Source organism: Cellulomonas xylanilytica, assembly GCF_007989805.1.
GTDB lineage: Bacteria > Actinomycetota > Actinomycetes > Actinomycetales > Cellulomonadaceae > Cellulomonas > Cellulomonas xylanilytica.
In genome coordinates, this window is record NZ_BJUB01000007.1 from 210,191 (window position 1) to 233,314 (window position 23,124).

Genomic DNA, 23,124 nt, shown 5'->3' on the forward strand with positions numbered 1-23,124 from the left:
CGGCGGTCCGTCAGCCTAAGACCTCCGCTCGAAGCCGCCCGGAGCAGGCGCCTGCGATCAGTAGCCTGAGCGCACCGGCGGACGGCGCCGGTCCCCGACGACGAGGAGCCCCGTGGCGACGCAGACGCGCAGGCCCGGTGGGGTGCTGCTGGTCGGCGCGTTCGTGGTGGTCGCCGTGATCGGGTCGGCGCTGGCGGGACCCTTCCGGCTGGTGCGTCGCAGCGAGGCCGAGGCCACGTTCCAGGCCCGCACGCCGACGTCGACGTCGATGCCGACGGCCGAGGCGGTGGATCAGGTGCTGCAGGCCGACTCGGTGCCGGTGGAGGTCCAGCGGTGGGTCTACCTCGTCGTCCTGGTCGTGCTGGGTCTGCTGCTGGCCGTCGGGCTCGGCCTGCTCGTGCGGTGGGTCCGGCGGATGCTCGACCGTCGGGAGACGGACGACGTCGACGCGGCCGACCCGGACGTCGCGCTGGAGGGGGACGTCCTGGACGGTGCGACGCCGGCGCTGCGCGAGGGGGTCCGCCGGGCGTCGCAGGTGCTCGAGGACGACGTGCCGCCCGGGGACGCGGTGATCGCGGCGTGGGTGGCGCTGGAGGCGTCGGCGGAGCGCACCGGGCTGGTGCGAGACCGCGCGCAGACGGCCACGGAGTTCACGGTCGAGGTGCTCGGCACGACGCGGGCCGACCCGGGCGCGACGCGTGCCCTGCTGGAGCTGTACCTGGCGGCGCGGTACTCCGAGCACGTGCTGACCCCGCGGGACGTCGACCGGGCGCGGTCGAGCCTCGCGGCGATCGCCGTCGACCTGACCCGGCGGGCGGAGGACGCATGAGGTGGGACTGGCGGCCGCCGGCCGCGTTCCTCGCCGCAGCCGTCGCGTGCCTGGCAGGCGGCCTCACGGCCGTGTCCTCCGGGCTCGTCGGGCTGCTCGTGGCGGCCGTCGTGCTCCTGCTCACCCGCCTGGACGCGGCACCCGACCCCGCCTGGGACCGCAGGCACTACGTCGGCCGGCACGGCGCCCGCGGCGAGGTGCAGGACCTGGCGTGGACGATGGTCGGGCGCGACGGACGGATCGGCGAGCGGGTGCTGCGGCAGCTGCGGGACGTGGCACGGAGCCGGCTCGCACGGCACGGGCGCTCGCTCGACGACGCGGACATCGAGCAGGTCATCGGCAGCCGCGCCCACCGCACGCTGACGCGGACGCGCTCGCCGCTGCCGACCGTCGCCGACGTGCGGCACACCCTGGACGTGCTCGACCGCCTCGGGCCGAGGCGCACACCGACCGACGACGACGACGCTGGGAGCCCCCTGTCATGACCGACCTGTCCCGCCAGCAGCCCACCACCCTGACCGTCGCGCAGGTCGCGGACCGCGGGAGCGCGGTGCTCGACGAGGTCGCGACGCTCGTGGTCGGCATGCGCGAGCCCCTGCGGGTCGCGCTCGCGGCCGTCCTCGGCGGCGGTCACGTGCTGTTCGAGGACGTGCCCGGGCTCGGCAAGACGCTGGCCGCCCGGAGCCTGGCGACCGCACTGGGGCTCACGTTCCGCCGCGTGCAGTGCACACCGGACCTGCTGCCGTCGGACATCACCGGGTCCAGCGTCTTCGACCCGTCGACCGCGTCCTTCGCCTTCCGGCCGGGCCCGGTCTTCGCCGGGCTGCTCCTGGCCGACGAGATCAACCGGACCGCCCCGAAGACCCAGTCCGCGCTGCTCGAGGCGATGGCCGAGCGGCAGGTCACCGTCGACGGCGAGACGTACCAGCTCCCGGACCCGTTCCACGTGGTCGCCACGTCGAACCCCGTCGAGTACGAGGGCACGTACCCGCTGCCGGAGGCGCAGCTCGACCGGTTCATGGTCCGCGTCGCCGTCGGGTACCCCGAGCGGGACGCGGAGGTCGACGTGCTGTCCCGTCGGCTCGCGCGGCGGCAGGAGGCGGGGTCGGTGCGGACCGTGGTCGACGCCGCCACGCTGCGCGCGATGCAGGCGGGCGTCGAGGCCGTCACGGTCGACACCGACATCCTGCGGTACTGCGTCGACCTCGCCGCGGCCACCCGGGCGCACGACGCCGTCGAGGTCGGCGCCTCCCCGCGCGGGTCGCAGGCGCTGGTGCTGGTCGCACGGTCGCTCGCGGTGCTGTCCGGCCGGGACTTCGTGACGCCCGAGGACGTCAAGGCCGTCGCGGTGCCCGCCCTGGCCCACCGGCTCTCCCTGACCCCGCAGGCGTGGGCGACGGGCACGGCTCCCCAGGGCGTCGTCGCGGACGTGCTGAAGCGGGTCGCGGGTCCGACGACGGCGCGACGCGGATGACCTGGCCGCGCTCGCGGGCGGCGACGGCCGGCGTCGTCGCCGGTCTCGCGCTGGTCGTCCTCGGGGCGCTCCTCGGGCGCCCGGACGTCGCCGTGCTCGGCGCGGCGCCGCTGGTCGCCGGGGTGCGGGACTGGCGCCGGCGACCGTCGGCGGACCCGACCGTGCGGCTCGTCGCCTCGGACGCGGCACCCGTGGCCGGGAGCCTGCGGGCGGACGTGGTCGTCACCTCGCCGTCGACCGTGCTCCTGGGCGCCCGGCGAGGCGCCCGCGTGCTGCTCGACGCGTGGGTGGTCGTCGACGGCACCCGACGCCTCCCGCTCGTCGTGCACACGGTCCGCACCGGGCCGCAGGACGTCGCCCTCGTCGACGTGCAGGGGGTCGGGCCGGGCGCCGCGTGCGTGTCCGAGCCCAGCCCGCCCGCCACCCGCTCGACGCTCGTCCTGCCCGCCCCGCGCCCGCTCGGCGACCTGCCTCTGCCCCCGCGTCTCCGGGGGCTGACGGGCGCCCACGAGTCGCGGCGACCCGGCGAGGGCGGCGGGCTCCGGGACGTGCACCCCTTCTCCCCGGGCGACCGGCTGCGGCGGATCGACTGGCGCGTCACCGCACGGCGGGCCCCCGACCTGCACGAGCTCTACGTCCGGCGCGAGCACGCGCTCGCCGAGGCGGTCGTCGTCCTGGTCGTCGACTCCCGCGACGACGTGGGACCCGACCCGATGACCTGGCGCGGCTCGAACCCCCCGAGGGCGCAGGACCCCACGTCGCTCGACCTCGCCCGGCAGGCAGCCACGTCGGCCGCGCAGGGGTTCCTCGACCTCGGGGACCGGGTGGGGCTCGACGACCTCGGCGCGGTCCGGCGGCCGCTCCCGCCGGGCGGGGGCCGGCGACAGCTCGACCGCATCCGGCACGCGCTCGCCCTGACGCGGCCCGAGGGCGACCCGCTGCGCCGGCTGCGCGCACCGCAGATCCCGTCGGGGGCCCTGGTGATGCTGTTCTCGACGTTCCTCGACGACGAGGCCGCGCTCGTCGCGTCCGTCTGGCGCCGCGCCGGGCACCGCGTCGTCGCCGTCGACGTGCTGCCGACCCTGCGGGAACGTCACCTCGGGGACCGCGAGCGGCTCGCCATGCGGATGATCCGCATGGCCCGGGAGGACCGGCTCGCCGAGCTGGCGGACCTCGACATCGAGCTGGTCACGTGGCGGGAGTCGCCCCACGTCGCGCTGGCGTCGCTGGCGCGTCGGGTGCAGCGCCGGGCGGGGGCGGCGCGATGAGCGAGGTGGCCGTCGACCTCGTCCGGCCGGTGCCGGCGTGGGCCCTGCGCGGCGCGGTCGCGCTCCTCGGCGCGGCGACCCTGCTGGTCGCGTTCGCGGGGGCGCGGCTCCACCCGGTGGTCGTCGCGGCCCTCGTCGCCCTGGTCGTCGCGATTGCGGTGGTGCCCGACCTCGGGCTGACCGGGCTCGTCGTCCTCGTCGCCGCGGCCGGGGTGGTGGCCGACCCGCCCGGGCTCGGTGCCGTCATGCTCCTGGTCCTGCTGGTGCACCTCACCCTCTGGGCCGGTGCGCTCGCGGCGCGGACCTCGTGGCGGACGCAGGTCGAGGTCGCCGTGGTGGTGCGCGGCGTGCGTGACGTCGCCGCGGTGCAGGTCGGTGCCCAGCTGCTGGCGGTGGTCGCCCTGGTGCTCGGCGGTGTGGTGCTCGGGGCGGGGGACCTCTGGCGGGCGCTCGCCCTCGTCGCGGCGATCGGGGCCGCGGCGCTCCTCCTGCCGCGCCGCTCCTAGGGCGCCGCGGTGTCCGGCAGCAGCGCGTGCTCCGGGGCGCGACGGGAGGTCTCCGCCAGGACCACGCCCGCGACGACCACCGAGCCGCCCACCAGCTGGACCGGCGTCATCGACTCGCCCAGCACCAGCCACGCGGTCGCGGACGCCGCCACGGGCTCGACCATCCCGAGCAGGCCGGCACGGGCGGCACCGACGCGCTGGATGCCGACCAGGAACAGCACGTAGGGCACGACCGTGCCCAGCACCACGATCCAGGCGACGAGCACCCACATCGGTGGGTGGAGGTCGGTGACCGGCAGCGGGACGTCGGCGCCGAGCGTGCTCGTCGGGAAGGTCCACAGCGGCTGCAGGACCACCCAGAACAGGGCGGCGAACGCCATCGACCAGGCCTGCGTGGTCAACGGGTCACGCGTGGTGAGCAGGCGGTCGCCGAGCAGGTAGTACATCGCCAGCGCCACCGCCGCCCCGACCGCGGCCACGAGCCCGATCGCGTCCAGCGTGACCTCGTCACCCACCTGCGCGACGAGGGCCAGGCCCACCAGGCACGCGGCCAGCGCCCACCACACGCGGGTGAGGACCTGCTCGCGGAAGACGAACCGCGCCCACAGCGCGACCATGAGGGGCGCGGTGTACTCGATGAGCAGCGCGAGCCCGACGGGCAGCCGGCTGATGGCCACCAGGTAGAACCACTGCACCAGCGCCAGGCCGACCACCCCGAGCAGCGCGAGCACGGCGACCTCGCGGCGGCTCGTGGGACGCAGGGCCCGCGGTGCGACGACGAGGGCGGCCACGACCAGGATGACCGCCGACCCGAGGCAGCGGGCCTCGACCAGCCGCGTCGGGCTCAGGCCCGCCCCCATCGCCAGCTTGGAGACCGTGCCGTTGACCGCGAACAGCAGCGCACCGGTGACGATGGCCAGCGCGCCGAGCGCGGACGAACCGGGACGTGGCATCGCGCGAGCGTAGCCGCGGCGCTCGAGCCGCCCACAGCCCACGGCATCCACAGCGCCCCGGACGTCCGGCCACCCCGGAACCTAGCGTCCCCGCATGCCCTTCGACGACGGCCTGCCCCTGGTCCTGCGCGCGCTCGACGACGTCGAGAGCGCGTCCCGGGCGCTGCGCGGCGCCGCGCAGACGTCGTGGTCGTCCGAGGCGGCCGACCGGTTCCGCGCCGCCCTGGACGAGGCGCACGTGTGCGTGGACCGGGTCCGCGTCGCGGTCGAGCGGACCGTGCAGCCGGTCGCGGCCGCGGACCTCGCGAAGGGCGGCCTGTGACCGGCGCGACCGACGGGTACCGCGTCGTCGGCGGTCCCGGGCCGGCGGTCGCCGACCTGGAGGAGCTGGCGTTCACCTGCCGGCTCCTGGAGGGCGCCGCCGAGCACCTCGACGCCGCGTCCTGGCTGCTGACCCGTGCGGACCAGACGTGCGACCCGTTGAGCCCTGAAGGCATCGAGGCGCGGCGCGCGCTGGCGGCGGTGTGCGAGGGCCGCAGCTCGCCGTGGCGGGTCGCGGACCACCTGCGGCAGCTGGCCGCGGCGCTGCGCCGGGTGGTCGAGCTGTACACGGACGCCGAGTCGCTGGCGCACCGAGCCCTGCGCACCGGCGTGGTCACCGTGGCCGGCGAGCTCGGGGAGCGGCCGCTCCTGGCGGCGGCGGTCGGTGGGGTCGGCGCAGGGGTCGCCGTGGTGGGGGCCGGGGTCGCGGTCGCCGGCCTGGGTCGTGCCCTCGCGGTCAGCACCGTCGGATCCGTCCTGCTCGGCCGGCCGGACCCCGTCGGTCCGGCGCTCGTGAACCGTGCCCGGCGCCTCGCCGGGGAGCTTCCCGGCCGGCTCACCGCCGACGGTCGGGCGGAGCTCGAGATCCTCGCCGTCGCCGCGTTCCTGCGCGGCGCCGCTCCGGGCCGGCACATCCCGAACCTGCGACCCGTCCCCGAGGCCGCGCGGATGCTGCTCGACGCCGTACCGCCGGCCGGACCGACGGCGCTGCTCCGGCGTGCCGACCCACCCCAGCTGCCCGCGCCGAGGACCGTCGCGGCGGTGCTGGACCACGTCGCCCGCTCCTACGACCAGGAGCCCACGCCGTCCCGTCCGGGGACGCCCGAGGGAGTCGTCTCGGTCCAGCAGCTCACCCACCCCGACGGGACACAAGCCTGGGTCATCGCGATCCCGGGCACGGAGGACTGGGGGCTCAACGACCCCAACGCGATGGACTCGACGACGAACGTCCGGCTGATGGCGGCGCTGGCCGACGACATGACGGAGACGGTGCTCGCCGCCATGCGGGAGTCCGGGATCGCACCGGACGAGCCGGTCCTGCTGGCCGGTCACAGCCAGGGCGGGATGGCCGCCCTGTCCGTCGCCGCGGCGGCGGGCGGCACGTACCGCGTGCGCGCGGTGGTGACGGCGGGGTCGCCCGACATCCCCCGCCCGGTGCCGGCCGGGCTGCAGGTGCGCCACTACCGGCACACCGAGGACGCGGTCCCGCAGCTCGACGGCACGCCCGACCGGACCGGCTCCGACGTGACCGTCGTGACGCGGGACCTCGGCAGCACCGGCGGGCCGGCGGTCGCGACGCCGCTGCAGGCGCACGACGTGCACGGCTACGTCGAGACGGCCGCCCGGGCCGACCGCGAGCTCGCGGGCAGCCCCGGCATGCGGTCGTTCGACGCGGCCGCGCGGGACGTGCTCGGTCCGCCCGGGACGACCGCCGTGACCCGGCAGTTCGTGGTGACGCGGGACCCGGCGCTGGCCGCGACGCAGGTGCCGACGGTGCGGCCTAGCGGCTGAGCTCGGTGGACGACGAGCTCTCGACGCGCGGGCCGGGGATGAGGACGGAGAGGACCAGGCTGACGACCGAGATGATGATGGCGCCCCAGCACGCGACCCCGAAGTTGTCGATCCGCAGGCCCCAGTCCGTCGCCTCCGTGATCCAGGCGGTCAGCATGAGCATCAGGGCGTTCACGATGATGGTGAACAGACCGAGCGTGAGGATGTACAGCGGGATCGAGATGAACGCCACGATCGGCTTGACGATGGCGTTGACGATCCCGAACACCAGCGCGATCAGCAGGATGATGCCGACCGTCTGCCAGCCCCCGTCGCCGCCGACGATCTCGAGGCCGGGCAGGATGAGCGTGGCCAGCCAGATGGCGACGCCGTTGATGAGCACGCGGACGAGGAAGGCCATGCGCCGATCCTGCCATCGGGCGCTCGGGGGTGCCCCTAGGCGCGCTGCCGGATCCGCCCACCTCGGCGTGCCGGTGGTTCCTCCCACGGGCGGTGGCATGCTGAGCGCGTGACCCGTGTCCCCCTGCGTCCGGCCCTGGCAGACCTGCCGCCCTACGTCCCGGGGGCTCGAGTCCCGGTCGGTGCGGCGGCGTTCAAGCTGTCGTCCAACGAGAACCCCTACCCGCCCCTGCCGTCGGTGGTGCTCGCCATCTCCGACGCGGCCGAGGACGTCAACCGGTACCCGGACATGTACGCCACCGAGCTGGTCGGCGCCATCGCCGCGTCGCTCGGCCTGGCACCGGAGAACATCGTGGCCGGCTGCGGCTCGGTCGCGGTGCTCGGTCACGTGCTGACCGCGGTGTGCCAGCCGGACGACGAGGTGGTCGTGCCGTGGCGCTCGTTCGAGGCGTACCCGATCGCGGTGACGCTGGCGGGCGCCCGTGGGGTGCACGTGCCGGTGGGCGTCGACGGACGTCTGGACCTCGAGGCGATGGCGGCGGCGGTCACGGCGCGGACGAAGGTCGTGCTGGTGTGCACGCCGAACAACCCGACGGGCCCCGCGGTGCACGCCGACGAGCTGGCGACCTTCCTGGCGGCGGTGCCGAAGGACGTGCTCGTGGTGCTGGACGAGGCGTACGTGGAGTTCGTGCGCGACCCGGAGGCACCCGACGGGCTGGCGGTCTTCGCGGACCACCCGAACGTGGTGCTGCTGCGCACGTTCTCGAAGGCGTTCGGGCTGGCCGGTCTGCGGGTGGGCTACGCGGTCGCGCGGCCTCGCCTCGCGGCGGGGATCCGGGCGGCGTCCACGCCCTTCGGCGTCTCCCACGTGGGCCAGCTCGCCGCGCTCGCGTCGCTGCGCGCGACGGCCGAGCTGATGACCAGGGTCGACGCGATCGTCGCGGAACGTGCGCGGCTCCTGGCCGGTCTGCGGGGGCAGGGCTGGACCGTCCCGGACAGCCAGGCGAACTTCGTGTGGCTGCCGCTGGGCGACCACGCGTCGGCGTTCGCGGAGCGCTCGGGCCGGGCGGGGGTGCTGGTCCGGCCGTTCCAGGGCGACGGCGTGCGGGTCAGCGTCGGTGAGCCCGAGGCGACGGACCTGCTGCTCGAGATCACCGGGGAGTGGCTGGCTCGCTGACCGCGAGGCGCGGGTGTGGACTCTCCACAAGGGGGTGCATCGAGGCTTGTGCGGGTCCTTCTCGCGCAACCTACGGTGCCGTAGCCTACGCTGTCGTAGGTTTCGAGCGTCACCCCGGCGCGGCTCCCCGCCGCTGCACCGCGAAGGAGAACCGCGTGGTCCCGAACGGCCCCCAGACCGACGACGGCCTCGTGCAGCTGCTGACCCCGACCGGCCAGCGCACCGCACACCCCGACTACGACCCCCGCATCGCCCACCTGGACGCCGACGCCCTCCGCGCGCTCTACCGCGACATGGTTCTCGTGCGCCGGTTCGACAACGAGGCCACCTCCCTGCAGCGCCAGGGCGAGCTGGCCCTGTACGCGCAGTGCCTCGGCCAGGAGGCCGCGCAGATCGGCTCCGGCCGCGCGCTGGCCGCCCAGGACCAGGTGTTCCCCAGCTACCGCGAGCACGGCGTCGCGTACACCCGCGGGGTCGATCTGGCGGACGTGCTGCGGCTGTTCCGCGGCATCGACCACGGCGGCTGGGACCCGACGGCGTACGGGTTCCACCTGTACACGCTGGTCATCGGCTCGCACACGCTGCACGCCACGGGCTACGCGATGGGCCTGCAGCGCGACGGCGCGGTCGGCACGGGCGACCCGGCGCGCGACTCGGCGGTCGTCGCGTACTTCGGTGACGGCTCCACCTCGCAGGGCGACGTCAACGAGGCGCTCGTGTTCGCCGCGGTGAACAACGCCCCGGTCGTCTTCTTCTGCCAGAACAACCAGTGGGCCATCTCCGAGCCCACCAGCCGGCAGTCCCGCGTCCCCCTGGCCGACCGCGGTCCCGGCTTCGGGATCCCGAGCGTGCGCGTGGACGGCAACGACGTCCTGGCCACGTACGCCGTCACGGCCGAGGCGCTCGAGCGGGCACGCTCCGGGGGCGGCCCGACGTTCATCGAGGCGTTCACCTACCGGATGGGCGCGCACACCACCTCCGACGACCCGAGCCGCTATCGCTCGGCCGCCGAGGAGGAGTACTGGCGCCAGCGCGACCCGATCGACCGGCTGCGGCTCCACCTGGAGGACCGCGGCGCCCTGTCGCAGGACTTCGTCGACGCGCTGACCGCCGAGGGCGACGCGCTCGGCGAGCGCATCCGGACGGCTGTTCGGGCGATGGGCCGCCCGTCGGCCGCCTCCATGTTCGAGCACGTGTACGCGACGCCCAACGCGGTGGTCGAGTCCGAGCGCCAGTGGTTCGAGTCGTACGAAGCGTCCTTCCTCGACGGTGAGGGGAGCCACCACCGATGACCACCATCACGTTCGCCAAGGCGATCAACCACGGCCTGCGCAAGGCGCTCGAGCAGAGCCCCAAGGTGCTCCTCATGGGCGAGGACATCGGGGCGCTCGGCGGCGTCTTCCGGGTGACCGACGGGCTGCAGAAGGACTTCGGCCAGGAGCGCGTGGTCGACACCCCGCTGGCCGAGTCGGGCATCGTCGGGACCGCGATCGGGCTGGCGATGCGCGGCTACCGGCCCGTGTGCGAGATCCAGTTCGACGGGTTCATCTTCCCGGCGTTCGACCAGATCACGACGCAGCTGGCCAAGATGCACTACCGCTCGCAGGGCCGGCTCACGCTCCCCGTCGTCATCCGCGTGCCGTACGGCGGCGGGATCGGCGCGGTCGAGCACCACAGCGAGTCGCCCGAGGCGCTGTTCGCGCACACCGCCGGCCTGCGGGTGATCAGCCCGTCGAGCCCGGCCGAGGCGTTCACGATGATCCAGCAGGCCATCGCGTCGCCGGACCCGGTGCTGTTCTTCGAGCCGAAGGGCCGCTACTGGGAGAAGGGCGACGTCGACCTGGATGCCGCGGTCGGAGCCCCGCACCCGGCGCTCGACACGGCGAAGGTCCTGCGCGCCGGCACCGACCTGACGCTCGTCGCCTACGGCCCGACCGTGCAGACCGCCCTGAAGGCCGCCGAGACGGCCGCAGCGGAGGGCACGTCGATCGAGGTGATCGACCTGCGCACGCTGTCGCCGCTGGACACCGCCACGGTCGCGGCCTCGGTCAGGCGGACGGGTCGCTGCGTCGTCGTGCACGAGGCACCGGTCCTCTACGGCACCGGTGCCGAGGTGGCCGCACGCATCACCGAGGACTGCTTCTTCCACCTGGAGGCGCCCGTCCTGCGCGTCGGCGGCTTCCACACCCCGTACCCGGTGGCCAAGATCGAGCACGACTACCTGCCCGGGCTGGACCGCGTCCTCGACGCCGTCGACCGCTCGCTGGCCTTCTGAGGAGACCCCCCGTGCCGACCTTCCAGCAGTTCCCGCTCCCGGACGCGGGCGAGGGCCTGACCGAGGCCGAGATCGTCGCCTGGCACGTGGCCGTCGGCGACACCGTCGAGGTCAACCAGACGATCGTCGAGATCGAGACCGCGAAGTCGCTCGTCGACCTGCCGAGCCCGTGGGCCGGCGTGGTGACGCGGCTGATGGTCGAGCCCGGCCAGACCGTGGACGTCGGCACGCCGATCATCGAGGTCGACACCGACCCGCACGGCGAGGCACCCGCGGACGAGGCCCCGCCCGCCGCGGCCCCGCAGTCCGGCGGCGCGATCGAGCACGGCCACCACGGTGGGCACGACCGGCACGCGGGCGTGGAGCCCGGAGGCTCCGACGAGATCGAGGCGGCCCGCCCGGCCCGCGCACCGGAGCCGGCCGCCGAGCCCGCCGCGCGCGAGGCGGTGCTCGTCGGCTACGGGCTCGCGGAGCCGGCCGCCGGCCGCCGCGGCCGCACGCCGGACGGCTCGCCCGCTGCCACGTCGTCCGCACCCGTCGCGACACCGTCGGCACCCGCCGCCACCTCGTCGCAGCGCGAGGCCACCCGCCACGCGCTCGCCAAGCCGCCGGTCCGCAAGCTGGCCCGCGAGCTCGGCGTGGACCTCGACTCGGTCTCCCCGACGGGGCCGGGCGGCATCGTCACCCGCGAGGACGTGCTCGCGCGCGCTGCCCAGGCCGAGGCGCGCACGCTCGCCACCTACCCCGGCGACGACGCCCCGTGGCTGGCGAGCGGCACGGTGTCGTCCGACGGCCGCCAGACGCGCGTGCCGGTCAAGTCGGTGCGCAAGCGGACCGCCGAGGCGATGGTGACCAGCGCGTTCACCGCCCCCCACGTCACGGTCTTCCACACGGTCGACGTCACGAAGACGATGAAGCTGGTCGAGCGCCTGCGTGCCGACCGCGAGTTCGCCGACGTCCGCGTCACGCCGCTGCTCATCGCGGCCAAGGCTCTGATGCTCGCCGTCCGCCGGCACCCGGAGATCAACGGGAGCTGGGACGAGGCCGCGCAGGAGATCGTCTACAAGCACTACATCAACCTCGGGATCGCGGCGGCGACCCCCCGCGGGCTCGTCGTACCCAACATGAAGGACGCGCACCGCCTGAACCTCAAGGACCTGGCGGGGGCGCTGGCGGACCTGACGTCGACCGCGCGAGCCGGCAAGACGTCCCCGTCGGACATGTCCGACGGCACCATCACGATCACGAACGTGGGCGTCTTCGGCATCGACACGGGCACGCCGATCATCAACCCGGGGGAAGCGGCGATCCTCGCGTTCGGTGCCATCCGCGAGCAGCCCTGGGTGCACAAGGGCAAGATCCGGATCCGGCACGTCACGCAGCTGGCGCTGAGCTTCGACCACCGGCTGGTGGACGGGGCGCTGGGCTCGCAGGTGCTGGCGGACGTCGCCCGGGTGCTGCACGACCCGTCGCACGGCCTCGTGTGGGGCTGAGCGTCCGTCGCGTGTGACACTCGCCCGATGATCCGGACCCTGACCGAGCACGACGACCTCGAGCTCGAACGGGTCGGCTACGAGCGCGGCGACGTCCTGCGTCCGGTCACCGGCCGGCCGGACGCGCACCGGTACCGGGTGGACACCGCCAACCCGCTGGTGGTCGACGGGCTGGTGCTGCTGGAGGAGGACGCGGGCGTCCACCGGTTCCTGGACACCAACCGCGTCCCGCTGACCGTGCGCGACCTGCGGCGGTTCCGGGTGCTGGTCAAGGTGTCCGACGCGCAGCCGACCGGCGTCGAGGTCACCGGCGTGCCGTCGCAGCCGCCGACCCCCGAGCTGGCCGACCTGCGCGACGACGCCCTCGACAACGACCTGGTCGACGGCGTCGACTTCGCCATCGGGACGACGGTCGCGCCCGAGGCGATCACGTTCGAGGAGGGCTTCGTCGTCGGCTACCGGGACGGCGGGACCACGAGCACCCTGTTCGCGTCGCGGTCGTTCGCGCAGGCGCGCGCGGTGTTCCTCGACGAGGCGTGCTGGCTCGGGGCGGAGCGCGGGCGCGGGCCGTACGTCGGGCGTGACTAGGCCGTCGGCACCGAGGGGTGGACGTCGGCGCAGGTCGTCGCGGCGTACGAGCGTCGGCTGCTCGAGGGCGCGTAGGGACCGGACTCCACACCTGGGCGTCGAGCCGCGTTCTAGAGGGGTACGCACATCCCCGCGCAGCCCCGGAGGACCCCATGGACGTCACCACCACGCACCACCGCCCCGCCCGCCGCCTCGTCGCCATCGGGGTCGTCGCGGCGGGCCTGTGCGTCGTCGGGACGGGGGTCGCGACCGCGGCGGCGCCCACGTCGGCCCTGTCCCGCTCGGTGACCGAGATCCTGCAGTCCGCGGGCGTGGACTGGTCGTCGATGCCCGACGGGTACACGCCGCAGCAGTACGAGGCGTTCTGGGGAGCGGGGTACACGTCCGAGGACGTCGAGGAGCTCGGTGCGTTGTGGAACCTGGGCACCACCGAGACCAAGGCACGTGCCGGGCAGCTGATCCTCGACGGGCAGCCGGTGCCGGTGCCGGTGCCGCCCGGACCGGTCGTTGACGAGGGTGCGGTGCCCGTCACCGACGAGCAGTTCGCGGCGTTCTGGGACGCCGGCTACACCTCCGAGGACGTCGAGGCGCTCGGCGCGATCTGGAACAGCGACTTCGCGGAGACCAAGGCCCGTGCCGGGCAGATGCTCCTGGACGGGCAGACTCCTCCCGTGGCGCCCAGCGGGACGCCCGCCGGCCAGTCCTGAGCCCGTCGCCCGGCACGACCCTCGTGAGGAGAACGACGTGGACGAGCTGACGCTGCGGACCGGGTTCGAGATCGAGCTGCTGGCCCCTGCCGGGTCGGACCGGCAGGTGCTGGCCGACGAGCTGGCCGCGCGCCTGGGCGGCCGGGTGCGGCGGTCCTTCCACACCGACTCCGAGCCGTCGGTCGTGCCGGGCGTCGGAGTGTTCCGGCACCTGTCGCCGGCGTTCGACGTGGTCGACGCGGACGGGCGTCCCGTGGCGCGGCTGGTCGACGACATCACGATCGAGGCCGACCTGCCGCGCGGGGCGCCCCGGCGGCGGGGCTGGTACCGGGTCCTGTGCGACGACGCCCGGCTGCTGCGGCTGATCGAGCGGCACGCCGACCCGGCCGCGCCGCTGGACACGGTGCTCGACCCGGTCGCGGCGCTGTTCGGGGTGCGCACCGACCTCGTCGGCTCCGCGGCGCGCGTCGACGACGCCTCGGGAGCCACGGTGGCCGTCGCCACGCCGCTCCCGGCGGGCCGGGAGCGCCCGTGCGAGATCATCACGCCTCCGATCGGGACGGACCACGCCGCGGCCCTGGAGCGGCTGCTGGTGCCGGCGCGCGAGCTGGGCTTCACCGTGCCGCAGGAGGCCGCCGTGCACCTGCACGTCGACGGTGCACCGTTCCGCCGGCCCGAGGCCTTCGCCAACGTCGTGCGGCTGTTCGGCCACTGGCGGTCCCAGCTGTGGGCGGCGCTCGGCACCAACCCGGCGTGCCGCCGGCTGGCGCCCCTGCCCGAGGCGCTGCTGGACCTCGTGGAGTCCACCGGCGACGCCCGGGAGCTCGCGACGGGGCTCACCAAGTACGCCGACGTCAACCTCGCGCAGCTGGTCACCGACACACCTGCGCGGGACACCCTCGAGGTGCGGATCCTGCCCGGAGCCATCGACGGGCCGGGCATCGTGGAGCGCGCCGCGCTGGTCGAGTCCCTGCTCGGCCGCTGCCTCGACCCGACCCCGCTGCCGCGCCCCACCGACCACGCGACCCTCGACGACCTCCTCGGGGTCCGACGGTGACCGCCGGCGTGGACAGCACGCCCGTCCCGGTGGTGGAGCCGGAGCTCGACCACCTGGTCCGCGTCCACCTCGCGGGGCTGCTGCGGTACGCGACCGTCCTGACCGGCGACGGGCACACGGCCGCCGACCTGGTGCAGGAGGTGCTCCTGCGGGCGCACGTGCGCTGGAACCGGATCGCGCTCATGGCGCGGCCCGACCTGTACCTGAGGCGGATGGTCACCAACGAGCACCTCTCGTGGCGGCGCCGGTGGCACGTCCGCACCATCCGGCCGGCGGCCGACGAGGTCCTGGCCGCCCACGCCGACTCCCACGGCGACCACGCCCACGGGGTGGTCGAGGAGGACGCGATGTGGCGGCACCTCGAGGCGCTGCCCCCACGACAACGGACCGTGCTGGTCCTGCGGTACTACGAGGGCCTCAGCGACGCGGAGATCTCCGAGGTCCTGGGCACCTCGCCGGCCACGGTCCGGTCCCACGCCAGCCGGGCGCTGGCCACCCTGCGCGACACCGACCTCACGACCCGAACGGAGCAGCGATGAGCACGAACCGGCCGCACGACGACGAGCTGGTCGCGCGGATCACCCGCGCGCTGCACTCGCGCGACGCCGACCAGCCCGACCCGGCCGTCGTCGCGGCCCGGATCCAGGCGGAGCTGGCCCACGTGCCCGACGTGCCGGTGCGCGTCCTCGCGCGGCGCGGTGGCCGGCTGGTCGCCGCGGGCGTCCTCACGTCGACGCTGGCCGTCGCCGGGGCGGGTGCAGCTGCTGCGGCGAACCCCTACTCCGACGTCGCCCGGGTGGTCGAGGGCGTCGCGCAGTCCGTCGGGCTGGAGTGGTCGGCGATGCCCGACGGGTACACGCGCGAGCAGTACGAGGCGTTCTGGGGCGCGGGCTACACCATCGACGACGTCGAGGCGCTCGCGGACCTGTGGCACCTCGACGCGACCGCGACCAAGGCGCAGGCCGGGCAGCTCCTCCTGGACGGGCAGACGCCGCCGGTCGGACCGGGCGCGACCGCACCGGACGGCACCGGGTCGGACCAGAAGCAGGCCGCCTACGACGCGTTCTGGGAGGCGGGCTACACCGTCGAGGACCTCGAGACGCTCGCCGAGCTGTGGGGCACCGACCCGATGGAGACCAAGGCGCGAGCCGGTCAGCTGGTCCTCGACGGGGAGACGCTGCCGCTGGGCTGAGCCGTCGGGACGGTTGCGCGGCGTTCCACCAGCAGCGCCGCGACGCCGAGCACGATCGCGCCGATCTCCGAGATCGCGGACAGCCACACGGGGATGCCCACCCACTGCTCGTGCACGCCGAAGAAGCCGCCCGGCGTCGTCGAGATGACGAACGCCGCGAGCGTGGCGACGCCGAACGCGATCGCGCCCAGCAGCGGGAGCCAGTGCCGCCAGACGAGCACGAGGACGCCGAGCACGAGCCCGCCGACGCCGTTCAGCAGGAAGGCGGGCCCGACGACCTCGAGCATGTTCATGCCGTTCGCCCAGAGGTCCAGGTGGACCACGGCGGAGAGCATGACGCAGGCCGACAGGAGCGCCCGTAGGAGGTCGGAGCCGGCCTGCCACCCGGTACGCCAGCCCATGTCACGCCTTCCCGGCGAGCACGGCACCGTTGCTGACGTGCACGTCGAACTGCGCCAGCGGCGAGGGAGCGGGGCCGGACACGTTGGCGCCCGTCAGGTCGAACACCGAGCCGTGGCAGGGGCACCTCAGCTCGTCGCCCTCCGGCGCGACGGTGCACTGCTGGTGCGTGCAGACCGCGGTCAGGGCGACCACGGTGCCCTTCTCGGGCTGCACCAGGATGATCGGCTGACCGTCGGCGAGCTTCGCGGACACGGCTCCCCCGACGGGGATGTCCGCCAGCTGCGCCAACGCCCCGCCGCTCTCGGCAGGTGCCTCGCTCGCCGGGGCCTCGGAGCCTCCGCACGCCGCGAGCACGCCCGCGGCGGCGACGCCCATGGTCACCAGCCCGGCCCGGACCAGCACCTCCCGCCTGTCCAGGCAGCCGGTGCAGGTGTGGGCGGTGCTCTGTGCTGTCGCGGACATCGGGGCCTCCGGATCGGTCCTGGTGGGGCTGACACCTCTGTCACGGCGTAGGGCCGGTCGAGGTTCAGTCGGCAGAAGGATGAATCTCGCCCGACCTGGCCGGTGGTGCGTCCCGCGCGCGGTCCACGGCGGCCTCGTCGGCGACGATCGATGTCACGCCGGCCACGGCCGTGACCGAGGTGGCCGCCTGCGCGGGGGCCGCAGCCGCGGCGGCGTCGTCGTCGAACCGCCCCTGGATGCCGGACACGTTCCGCAGCGGCAGCTCGGGCAGCATGATCGTGAGGATCACGCCGAACACCATGATGAACGCGGCCAGCAGGAGCACGGTGTCCACCGACTGCGCGAACCCGTCGAGGAACGGTGCCGCGAGCCGCGGGTCGAGGTTGTTGATGAACGACGAGTCGTCCAGCGACGGCACCGTGCCGCCGCCCTGCAGCATGCCCAGCACGGGGGCGTTCGCGGGGTCGGCCACGACCGCCGGGTCGGCGACGGCCGCCTGGAACTCGGGCGTCGCCGAGGCGGTCCGGAACGCGGCCGCGATGTTGCCGCCGACCGTCGAGAACAGCACCGACAGGAACACGGCGGTCCCCAGGGTGCCGCCCATCTGCCGGAAGAACAGCGAGGAGGACGTCGCGACGCCCATGTCCCGGACCTCCACGGCGTTCTGCACGGCCAGCACCAGCGGCTGCATCGTGAAGCCCAGGCCCAGCCCGAACAGGATCGAGACCGCGAACACGTACGGCAGCGTGGTTCCCGGCTCCAGGCGCGAGAAGAACAGCGCGCCGAGGCCCATGAGGATGGTGCCGACGACGGGGAACGCCTTGTACCGGCCGGTCCGGGAGGTGGTCTGACCGGCGACGATCGAGCCCGTCATGATCCCGAGCGTGAACGGGATGAGCGTCAGGCCGGCCTCGGTGGGTGACTGGCCCTTGACGATCTGCAGGTACAGCGGCAGCGTCGCCAGGCCGCCGAACATGCCCAGACCGATCACGGTGTTGGCGGCCGCGCCGACGGAGAACGTGCGGTTCCGGAAGAGCGAGAGCGGCAGGATCGCGTCGGCCTTGGCGTACCGCTCGGCCAGCAGGAACGCCGCGACCCCGAGCACGCCGACGGCGTAGCAGGCGATCGAGCGCGGCGAGTCCCAGCCCCAGATGCGGCCCTGCTCGGCGACCACCAGCAACGGCACCAGCGCGACGACGAGCGCGAGCGCGCCCGGGTAGTCGATCCGGTGCTGGACCCGCCGCAGCGGCGGCAGGTGCAGGACGCGCGCGACGACGACGATCGCGAGGATGCCGATGGGCACGTTGATGAGGAAGACCCAGCGCCAGCCGGTGATGCCGAGGATGGTCTCGGCGCCGGCGAAGAACCCGCCGACCACGGGACCGAGGACCGACGCGGTGCCGAAGACGGCGAGGAAGTAGCCCTGGTACCGGGCACGCTCCCGGGGCGCGACGAGGTCACCGAGGATCGTGATCGCGAGCGCCATGAGGCCGCCCGCGCCGAGGCCCTGCACGCCCCGGTAGACCGCGAGCTGGTACATGGAGTCGGCGGTGCCGGACAGCAGCGAGCCCACCACGAAGATCGAGATCGAGATGAGGTACAGCGGCTTGCGGCCGTAGATGTCCGAGAGCTTGCCGTACAGCGGCGTCGAGATCGTCGCGGTCAGCAGGTACGCCGTGGTCACCCACGCCTGCAGCGACAGGCCGTGCAGGTCGTCGCCGATGGTCCGGATGGACGTCGCGACGATCGTCTGGTCGAGCGCCGCGAGGAACATGCCCAGCATGAGTCCGCCGAGGATCGTGAGGATCTCGCGGTGCGTCGGCGGCACGAACGTCTGCGGTGCGGTGGCGGTGCTGGGCTGTGAGGACATCGGACCTTCTCCGCCGGAATTGATTGCGCAGGACAACCATCCTGCACGAGTTCCGCAACAACGGTGCACCCGCGACGTGTTCCCCACCACAGGGGCCCGTCCACGTGCCCGGCCAGTGGATAAACGCTTCAGCAGGGCGGACGTCGGCCGTCCCCGAGGTCTACCGTGTCGGGATGCCCACGCCCGCGACCGGCCCTCTGCGCCTCGCGCGCGGGGTCGTCGTCGCCGTGGTGACCGTCGCGCTCGCGGGCCTCGCGCACGTGCTGGCCGGCGGCGCGCTGCCCCCCGCGGGCGTGCTCGTCGCCCTGACCGCGATCGTCCTCGCCGCCGCCGTGGTGCTCACCGCCCGGCGGCTCGGTCCCGTCGGAGCCGTCGTCCTGCTCGGCGCCGGGCAGACCGCGGCACACTCCACGTTCAGCCTCTTCACGTCCATGAGCTGCACGCCGACCGACCCGGCCGCGCTCGTCGGCCACCAGCACCACGCGGGCATGGTCATGACGGCCACCTGCGCGGCCGCCGACCCCGCGCTCGCGCAGCCGCTGCTCGGCACCTCCGCGATGCTCGTGCTGCACGTCGTCGCGACCCTCGCCGCCGCCCTCCTGATCGTCGGCGCCGACCGCGCGCTCTGGTGGCTGCTCGCCTGGCTCCGGCCGCTCGTCGGCGGGCCGGCGCCCGTCGTCGTCGTCCCCCGTCCCTCGCTGCCGACGCCGGCCGAGGTCCCCTGGTCAGGGCACGCCTGGTGGCGTGACGTCGTCCCCCTGCGCGGTCCGCCCGCGTGGCAGCAGTCGCCCACGGTCCCTCCCCGCTGACCGGTCGCTGACCGGCGGTCGTCCGGGATCGTGCGCGCGCGCCCGCCGTCGACCACCGCCACCACCCTCAAGGGACCTGTCATGTCTTCGATCAGCCGTCTCGGCGCGACCGCCCTCGTCGCCGCCACCCTCGCCGTCCTGCCCGCCGCAGCCGCGTCCGCCCACGTCCGGGTGGTCCCCGAGCAGACCACCGCGGGAGGATGGACCGTGCTCACCTTCCGCGTCCCCAACGAGTCGGAGACGGCGGCGACGTCGCAGGTCACCGTCGACCTGCCGACCGACACCCCGCTCCTGTCGGTGTCCACCAAGCCCGTGCCCGGCTGGACCGCGACCGTCGAGACGGCCCCCCTGCCCGAGCCCGTCGACTTCTCCGGCACCCGGCTGACCGAGGCGCCCTCCCGGGTCGTGCGGACCGCGCAGGCCGGCGCCGAGATCGCGGACGGGCAGTTCCAGGAGTTCGAGGTGTCCGCCGGCCCGCTGCCCGACGCCGGCACGCGGCTCGTCCTGCCCGCGCACCAGACCTACACCGACGGCACCGTCGTCGACTGGGCCGACGTCGCGGAGGAGGGCGCCGAGGAACCCGCCCACCCGGCCCCGGAGCTGACCACGACGGAGGCGTCCGACGACGGGCACGGCGGTGCCGACGAGTCCTCCGACGAGGCGGTCGACCAGGTCGGCGTCGCCGACGTCGAGGACGCCGCGACCGTCACCGCGTCCGCGCCCACGACGGCGGAGCCGGACACCCTCGCCCGGCTGCTCGGCGCGGCCGGGCTCGCCCTGGGCGTCGTCGCGCTGGTGGTCGCCGTCCTCGGGCGGCGTCGCCGGAGCGACGCGTGAGGCGCGCGCTCGCCGCGGTGCTCGGCATCCTGCTCGGCCTCGCGGCTCTCGTCCTCGCGGCCCCCGCCGCCCAGGCGCACAACGTGCTGCAGAGCACCGACCCGGCCGAGGGTTCGACCGTCCCGGTGGTCCCGGAGACGGTCACGCTCACCTTCAACGAGCCCGTGCTGATGGTGGGGACCCAGATCATGGTCCACACCGCCGACGAGACGATGGTCAACATCGGCCCGCCGATCCTCGTCGACAACACCGCCGGCATCGCGGTCACCGGCGAGCTCCCCGCGGGCGAGTACACGGTCATCTACCGCGTCACGTCCGCGGACGGGCACCCGATCGAGGGGCAGTACCGGTTCACCGCGGCGGAGGCCACCTCGTACGGGGTCGCGACGGCCGCCCCGACGATGACCCCCTCGCCGACCACCTCCGCCGAGGTCCAGGCGAGCGAGTCGGCGTCGGCCGAGCCCTCAGCGACCGTGGCCGCCCCGCCCGTCGAGGAGGAGCGCATCTCCGGGCCGGTCCTCCTCGGGATCGCCGCGGCGTTCATCGTGGTCGCCGGCGTCGTGGCGTGGCTGCTGCTGCGGCGGCGCCCGGCCTCGTCACCGACGCAGCCGCCCGAGGGATCCGCACCGGGCGCCGCCCCGGGCCCGTGAGCGAGGTCTCGCTCGGGTGCTCCGGCAGTCCGCAACCGGGGCCCGGGCCACGTCGGTGAGAGCTCGGCTCGGTGGGCTCGTCTGTGCAGGCCGGGCCGGGTCGTGCGGTTCGGCGTCGGGACGCCGGACCTACGAGACGTGACCGACGGCATGTCCGGCAGGCCGCCGCGGCGACCTACCCTGGTGAGATGACTGCGCCGGTGACGAGCGCCGGCCGTGCCGGTGCCGGTGGGCCGGGGGTCGACGCGCGTCGGCCCCCGAGCCCCTGGCGTGTGCTCACGCTGGTGCTCGCGGCCGTCGCCGCGGCGCTGCTCGGCGTCGCGTTCTCCGGTGCGGCGCTGCCCGCGCTGGTCCGCGACCCCGGCGCCGCCGTGCGCTGGGGGCTGCCGGCGACCGAGACGCTCACCGAGCTCGCGGGCTCCGTGACGCTCGGCGCGCTCGTGCTGGCCGTGTGCGTGCTGCCGCGCCGGGCCGCGGTCGCGTCCACCCGCGCCGCACGCGCGGGAATCGGTACCGCCGACGGCCGGGCGTACCCGCGCAGCACGGTGGTCGCCGGGTTCGCGGCGGGCACCTGGACGCTCCTGTCGGTCGTGCACCTGGTGCTCACCTACGCCAACGTCGCCGGGCGTCCGCTCGACTCGGCGTCGTTCGGCGCGGAGCTCGGGGTGTTCGTCACGCAGATCGACCTCGGCCGCACGCTGCTGCTGATCACCACCGTCGCGGCCGTCGTCACCGCGCTCGCGCTCGTCGTCACCACGCCCACCGGCGCCGCGTGGACCGCTGCGATCGTCCTCGTCGCGCTCTGGCAGCAGGCGCAGCTCGGGCACGCGGCCGGTGCGTCCGGGCACGACATCGCCACGTCGTCGATGGTGGTCCACCTCGTCGGCGCCGCGATCTGGATCGGTGCGCTCGCGGCCCTCGCCCTGCTCGTCCGGCGCGTCGGCACCGACCTGTCCGCGTCGGTCGCGCGGTACTCCGTCATCGCCGGCTGGTGCTTCGTCGCCGTCGCCGTGTCGGGGCTGGTCAACGGCCTCCTGCGCACCACCGGCTGGGCGGACCTGACCACCACCTACGGTCTGCTGCTGCTGGCAAAGCTCGCGCTGTTCGGCGTGCTGGGGCTGCTCGGCCTGGCGCACCGCCGCGCGGTCGTCCCGCAGCTGGCGACGCGCACCACCGACTGGCTGTTCTGGCGCCTGGTCCTCGTCGAGCTGACCGTCATGGGTGCCGTCTCCGGGGTGGCCGTCGCGCTCGGGGAGACCGCGCCGCCCGTGCCCGAGGAGCCGCCGGCCGACCCGTCGCCCGCCTACCAGCTCACCGGCCACCCGCTGCCGCCCGAGCCGGCCGGGCTGCGCTGGATCACCGAGTGGCGCTGGGACCTCGTCCTCGCGTCGGCGGCCGTCGCCGGGCTGGTCGTCTACTGGCGGTGGGTGCTGCGGCTGCGTCGCCGCGGCGACTCGTGGTCGATGGCGCGCGCCGCGTCCTGGACCGTCGGCATGGTCCTGTTCTTCTGGGCCACCAACGGCGGACCCGCCCTCTACGGGCACGTCCTGTTCAGCGCGCACATGGTCCAGCACATGGTGCTCGCGATGGTCGTGCCGCTGTTCCTCGCACTGTCGGCACCCATCACCCTCGCGCTGCGCGCCCTGCCCGTCCGCTCGACCCAGCTCCGCGACGACGACTCCCGTGGACCGCGCGAGTGGATCCTGACCCTCGTCGACAGCCACGTCGGGCACTTCCTCGCCCACCCCGTCGTCGCCGCCGTGAACTTCATCGGGTCGATGCTGCTCTTCTACTACTCGGGCCTGTTCGAGTGGTCGCTGCGCAGCCCCGTCGGCCACCTCGCGATGGTCGTGCACTTCACCGCCGCCGGGTACCTGTTCGTGAATGCGCTCGTCGGCATCGACCCCGGCCCTCGTCGCCTCCCGTACCCGCAGCGACTGCTCCTGCTCTTCGGGACGATGGTGTTCCACGCGTTCTTCGGCGTGACCCTCGTGTCCGGCGAGTCGCTCTTCGTCGCCGACTGGTTCGGGCTCATGGGCCGCCCCTGGGGTCCGTCCGCGATCGCCGACCAGCAGCTGGGCGGCGCCATCACGTGGGGCATCGGCGAGATCCCCACCCTGCTCCTCGCCGTCGGCGTCGCGCTGGCCTGGTCCCGCGACGACGACCGCACCGCCCGCCGCCGCGACCGCCAGGTCGACCGCGACGGCGACAAGGAGCTCGACGACTACAACGCGATGCTGGCCGGCCTGGCCGACCGCGACACCCACCCGACCCCCTGACGCCCCCACCCGGGTCCGCCCGCCGCGTCCCAGTGGCCGAACCCGACATGGGTGACGTTCTGAG

25 protein-coding genes are annotated in these 23,124 nt (G+C 74.6%); 20 read left to right on the forward strand and 5 right to left on the reverse strand.

The window, feature by feature from the left end; genetic code table 11:
* Window positions 1–112 precede the first annotated feature (112 nt).
* The 5 genes from CXY01_RS12470 to CXY01_RS12490 are packed head-to-tail and all read left to right on the forward strand — an operon-like array spanning window position 113 to window position 4,077.
* On the forward strand, window positions 113–829 hold the full coding sequence (locus CXY01_RS12470) for a DUF4129 domain-containing protein (RefSeq protein ID WP_146927758.1): 717 nt from the start codon (window positions 113–115) through the stop codon (window positions 827–829).
* Window positions 826–1,314, forward strand: coding sequence for a hypothetical protein (locus CXY01_RS12475; RefSeq protein ID WP_146927759.1), 489 nt, complete (start codon window positions 826–828; stop codon window positions 1,312–1,314). The genes CXY01_RS12470 and CXY01_RS12475 overlap by 4 nt, the downstream gene beginning before the upstream one ends.
* Window positions 1,311–2,303 carry an AAA family ATPase gene (locus tag CXY01_RS12480; RefSeq protein ID WP_146927760.1) on the forward strand — a complete coding sequence of 331 codons (993 nt, stop codon included), beginning with the start codon at window positions 1,311–1,313 and terminating at the stop codon, window positions 2,301–2,303. The genes CXY01_RS12475 and CXY01_RS12480 overlap by 4 nt, the downstream gene beginning before the upstream one ends.
* On the forward strand, window positions 2,300–3,571 hold the full coding sequence (locus tag CXY01_RS12485) for a DUF58 domain-containing protein (RefSeq protein ID WP_146927761.1): 1,272 nt from the start codon (window positions 2,300–2,302) through the stop codon (window positions 3,569–3,571). The genes CXY01_RS12480 and CXY01_RS12485 overlap by 4 nt, the downstream gene beginning before the upstream one ends.
* Complete coding sequence (locus CXY01_RS12490) at window positions 3,568–4,077, forward strand: hypothetical protein (protein ID WP_146927762.1); 510 nt, start codon at window positions 3,568–3,570, stop codon at window positions 4,075–4,077. The genes CXY01_RS12485 and CXY01_RS12490 overlap by 4 nt, the downstream gene beginning before the upstream one ends.
* Here CXY01_RS12490 and CXY01_RS12495 read toward each other — a convergent pair.
* Window positions 4,074–5,030, reverse strand: coding sequence for an EamA family transporter (locus CXY01_RS12495; protein WP_146927763.1), 957 nt, complete (start codon window positions 5,028–5,030; stop codon window positions 4,074–4,076). The two genes, CXY01_RS12490 and CXY01_RS12495, sit on opposite strands and share 4 nt — an antisense overlap.
* A gap of 94 nt (window positions 5,031–5,124) precedes the next feature.
* Between CXY01_RS12495 and CXY01_RS12500 the strand changes: the two genes are divergently transcribed.
* Together CXY01_RS12500 and CXY01_RS12505 are read left to right on the forward strand one after the other, a co-directional pair.
* The gene (locus tag CXY01_RS12500) at window positions 5,125–5,352 is read left to right on the forward strand and encodes a hypothetical protein (protein WP_146927764.1); all 228 of its coding nucleotides are present in this window, start codon (window positions 5,125–5,127) and stop codon (window positions 5,350–5,352) included.
* Entirely contained in the window at window positions 5,349–6,863 is a 1,515-nt protein-coding gene (locus tag CXY01_RS12505; protein WP_146927765.1) for a hypothetical protein, read from the forward strand. The genes CXY01_RS12500 and CXY01_RS12505 overlap by 4 nt, the downstream gene beginning before the upstream one ends.
* Here the strand turns inward: CXY01_RS12505 and CXY01_RS12510 are convergent.
* Window positions 6,853–7,263: a phage holin family protein gene (locus CXY01_RS12510; protein ID WP_146927766.1), complete on the reverse strand. Its 411-nt coding sequence runs from the start codon at window positions 7,261–7,263 to the stop codon at window positions 6,853–6,855. The genes CXY01_RS12505 and CXY01_RS12510 overlap by 11 nt on opposite strands.
* A gap of 108 nt (window positions 7,264–7,371) precedes the next feature.
* Between CXY01_RS12510 and hisC the strand changes: the two genes are divergently transcribed.
* From hisC to CXY01_RS12555, 9 genes are all read left to right on the forward strand, one after another.
* Window positions 7,372–8,439, forward strand: coding sequence for a histidinol-phosphate transaminase (gene hisC, locus CXY01_RS12515; protein WP_146927767.1), 1,068 nt, complete (start codon window positions 7,372–7,374; stop codon window positions 8,437–8,439).
* Between the two features lie 155 nt (window positions 8,440–8,594).
* On the forward strand, window positions 8,595–9,731 hold the full coding sequence (gene pdhA, locus CXY01_RS12520) for a pyruvate dehydrogenase (acetyl-transferring) E1 component subunit alpha (protein ID WP_146927768.1): 1,137 nt from the start codon (window positions 8,595–8,597) through the stop codon (window positions 9,729–9,731).
* Window positions 9,728–10,714: an alpha-ketoacid dehydrogenase subunit beta gene (locus CXY01_RS12525; RefSeq protein WP_146927769.1), complete on the forward strand. Its 987-nt coding sequence runs from the start codon at window positions 9,728–9,730 to the stop codon at window positions 10,712–10,714. Before pdhA ends, CXY01_RS12525 begins: the two co-directional genes overlap by 4 nt.
* An 11-nt stretch (window positions 10,715–10,725) precedes the next feature.
* Window positions 10,726–12,207 carry a dihydrolipoamide acetyltransferase family protein gene (locus tag CXY01_RS12530; RefSeq protein ID WP_146927770.1) on the forward strand — a complete coding sequence of 494 codons (1,482 nt, stop codon included), beginning with the start codon at window positions 10,726–10,728 and terminating at the stop codon, window positions 12,205–12,207.
* Window positions 12,208–12,234: 27 nt separating this feature from the next.
* Complete coding sequence (locus CXY01_RS12535) at window positions 12,235–12,795, forward strand: hypothetical protein (protein ID WP_146927771.1); 561 nt, start codon at window positions 12,235–12,237, stop codon at window positions 12,793–12,795.
* Between the two features lie 152 nt (window positions 12,796–12,947).
* Entirely contained in the window at window positions 12,948–13,502 is a 555-nt protein-coding gene (locus tag CXY01_RS12540; protein ID WP_146927772.1) for a hypothetical protein, read from the forward strand.
* 37 nt (window positions 13,503–13,539) lie between these two features.
* Complete coding sequence (locus tag CXY01_RS12545; protein WP_146927773.1) at window positions 13,540–14,559, forward strand: amidoligase family protein; 1,020 nt, start codon at window positions 13,540–13,542, stop codon at window positions 14,557–14,559.
* Between the two features lie 8 nt (window positions 14,560–14,567).
* Complete coding sequence (locus tag CXY01_RS12550; RefSeq protein WP_246125291.1) at window positions 14,568–15,098, forward strand: SigE family RNA polymerase sigma factor; 531 nt, start codon at window positions 14,568–14,570, stop codon at window positions 15,096–15,098.
* Window positions 15,095–15,751: a hypothetical protein gene (locus tag CXY01_RS12555; RefSeq protein WP_146927775.1), complete on the forward strand. Its 657-nt coding sequence runs from the start codon at window positions 15,095–15,097 to the stop codon at window positions 15,749–15,751. The genes CXY01_RS12550 and CXY01_RS12555 overlap by 4 nt, the downstream gene beginning before the upstream one ends.
* Here the strand turns inward: CXY01_RS12555 and CXY01_RS12560 are convergent.
* From CXY01_RS12560 to CXY01_RS12570, 3 genes are all read right to left on the reverse strand, one after another.
* The gene (locus CXY01_RS12560; RefSeq protein ID WP_146927776.1) at window positions 15,712–16,152 is read right to left on the reverse strand and encodes a hypothetical protein; all 441 of its coding nucleotides are present in this window, start codon (window positions 16,150–16,152) and stop codon (window positions 15,712–15,714) included. The two genes, CXY01_RS12555 and CXY01_RS12560, sit on opposite strands and share 40 nt — an antisense overlap.
* Window position 16,153: 1 nt before the next feature.
* Window positions 16,154–16,615 carry a QcrA and Rieske domain-containing protein gene (locus tag CXY01_RS12565; protein WP_146927777.1) on the reverse strand — a complete coding sequence of 154 codons (462 nt, stop codon included), beginning with the start codon at window positions 16,613–16,615 and terminating at the stop codon, window positions 16,154–16,156.
* 64 nt (window positions 16,616–16,679) lie between these two features.
* Window positions 16,680–18,485: an MDR family MFS transporter gene (locus tag CXY01_RS12570; protein ID WP_146927778.1), complete on the reverse strand. Its 1,806-nt coding sequence runs from the start codon at window positions 18,483–18,485 to the stop codon at window positions 16,680–16,682.
* Window positions 18,486–18,658: 173 nt separating this feature from the next.
* Between CXY01_RS12570 and CXY01_RS12575 the strand changes: the two genes are divergently transcribed.
* From CXY01_RS12575 to CXY01_RS12590, 4 genes are all read left to right on the forward strand, one after another.
* A complete protein-coding gene (locus CXY01_RS12575) occupies window positions 18,659–19,294 on the forward strand; it encodes a hypothetical protein (protein ID WP_146927779.1) in 636 nt (211 codons plus the stop codon).
* Window positions 19,295–19,375: 81 nt separating this feature from the next.
* On the forward strand, window positions 19,376–20,131 hold the full coding sequence (locus tag CXY01_RS12580) for a YcnI family copper-binding membrane protein (RefSeq protein ID WP_146927780.1): 756 nt from the start codon (window positions 19,376–19,378) through the stop codon (window positions 20,129–20,131).
* Window positions 20,128–20,781 (forward strand): copper resistance CopC family protein, encoded by a 654-nt coding sequence (locus CXY01_RS12585; RefSeq protein ID WP_146927781.1) that lies wholly within the window; start codon window positions 20,128–20,130, stop codon window positions 20,779–20,781. Before CXY01_RS12580 ends, CXY01_RS12585 begins: the two co-directional genes overlap by 4 nt.
* Before the next feature lie 188 nt (window positions 20,782–20,969).
* Entirely contained in the window at window positions 20,970–23,060 is a 2,091-nt protein-coding gene (locus CXY01_RS12590) for a bifunctional copper resistance protein CopD/cytochrome c oxidase assembly protein (RefSeq protein WP_146927782.1), read from the forward strand.
* Window positions 23,061–23,124: the final 64 nt, after the last annotated feature.

Coding starts and splice junctions, on each gene's coding strand:
- CXY01_RS12475 (WP_146927759.1), top strand. CDS start 826: ATGAGGTGGGACTGGCGGCCGCCGGCCGCGTTCCTCGCCGCAGCCGTC.
- CXY01_RS12480 (WP_146927760.1), top strand. CDS start 1,311: ATGACCGACCTGTCCCGCCAGCAGCCCACCACCCTGACCGTCGCGCAG.
- CXY01_RS12485 (WP_146927761.1), top strand. CDS start 2,300: ATGACCTGGCCGCGCTCGCGGGCGGCGACGGCCGGCGTCGTCGCCGGT.
- CXY01_RS12490 (WP_146927762.1), top strand. CDS start 3,568: ATGAGCGAGGTGGCCGTCGACCTCGTCCGGCCGGTGCCGGCGTGGGCC.
- CXY01_RS12495 (WP_146927763.1), bottom strand. CDS start 5,030: ATGCCACGTCCCGGTTCGTCCGCGCTCGGCGCGCTGGCCATCGTCACC.
- CXY01_RS12500 (WP_146927764.1), top strand. CDS start 5,125: ATGCCCTTCGACGACGGCCTGCCCCTGGTCCTGCGCGCGCTCGACGAC.
- CXY01_RS12510 (WP_146927766.1), bottom strand. CDS start 7,263: ATGGCCTTCCTCGTCCGCGTGCTCATCAACGGCGTCGCCATCTGGCTG.
- CXY01_RS12525 (WP_146927769.1), top strand. CDS start 9,728: ATGACCACCATCACGTTCGCCAAGGCGATCAACCACGGCCTGCGCAAG.
- CXY01_RS12535 (WP_146927771.1), top strand. CDS start 12,235: ATGATCCGGACCCTGACCGAGCACGACGACCTCGAGCTCGAACGGGTC.
- CXY01_RS12540 (WP_146927772.1), top strand. CDS start 12,948: ATGGACGTCACCACCACGCACCACCGCCCCGCCCGCCGCCTCGTCGCC.
- CXY01_RS12555 (WP_146927775.1), top strand. CDS start 15,095: ATGAGCACGAACCGGCCGCACGACGACGAGCTGGTCGCGCGGATCACC.
- CXY01_RS12560 (WP_146927776.1), bottom strand. CDS start 16,152: ATGGGCTGGCGTACCGGGTGGCAGGCCGGCTCCGACCTCCTACGGGCG.
- CXY01_RS12565 (WP_146927777.1), bottom strand. CDS start 16,615: ATGTCCGCGACAGCACAGAGCACCGCCCACACCTGCACCGGCTGCCTG.
- CXY01_RS12570 (WP_146927778.1), bottom strand. CDS start 18,485: ATGTCCTCACAGCCCAGCACCGCCACCGCACCGCAGACGTTCGTGCCG.
- CXY01_RS12575 (WP_146927779.1), top strand. CDS start 18,659: ATGCCCACGCCCGCGACCGGCCCTCTGCGCCTCGCGCGCGGGGTCGTC.
- CXY01_RS12580 (WP_146927780.1), top strand. CDS start 19,376: ATGTCTTCGATCAGCCGTCTCGGCGCGACCGCCCTCGTCGCCGCCACC.
- CXY01_RS12590 (WP_146927782.1), top strand. CDS start 20,970: ATGACTGCGCCGGTGACGAGCGCCGGCCGTGCCGGTGCCGGTGGGCCG.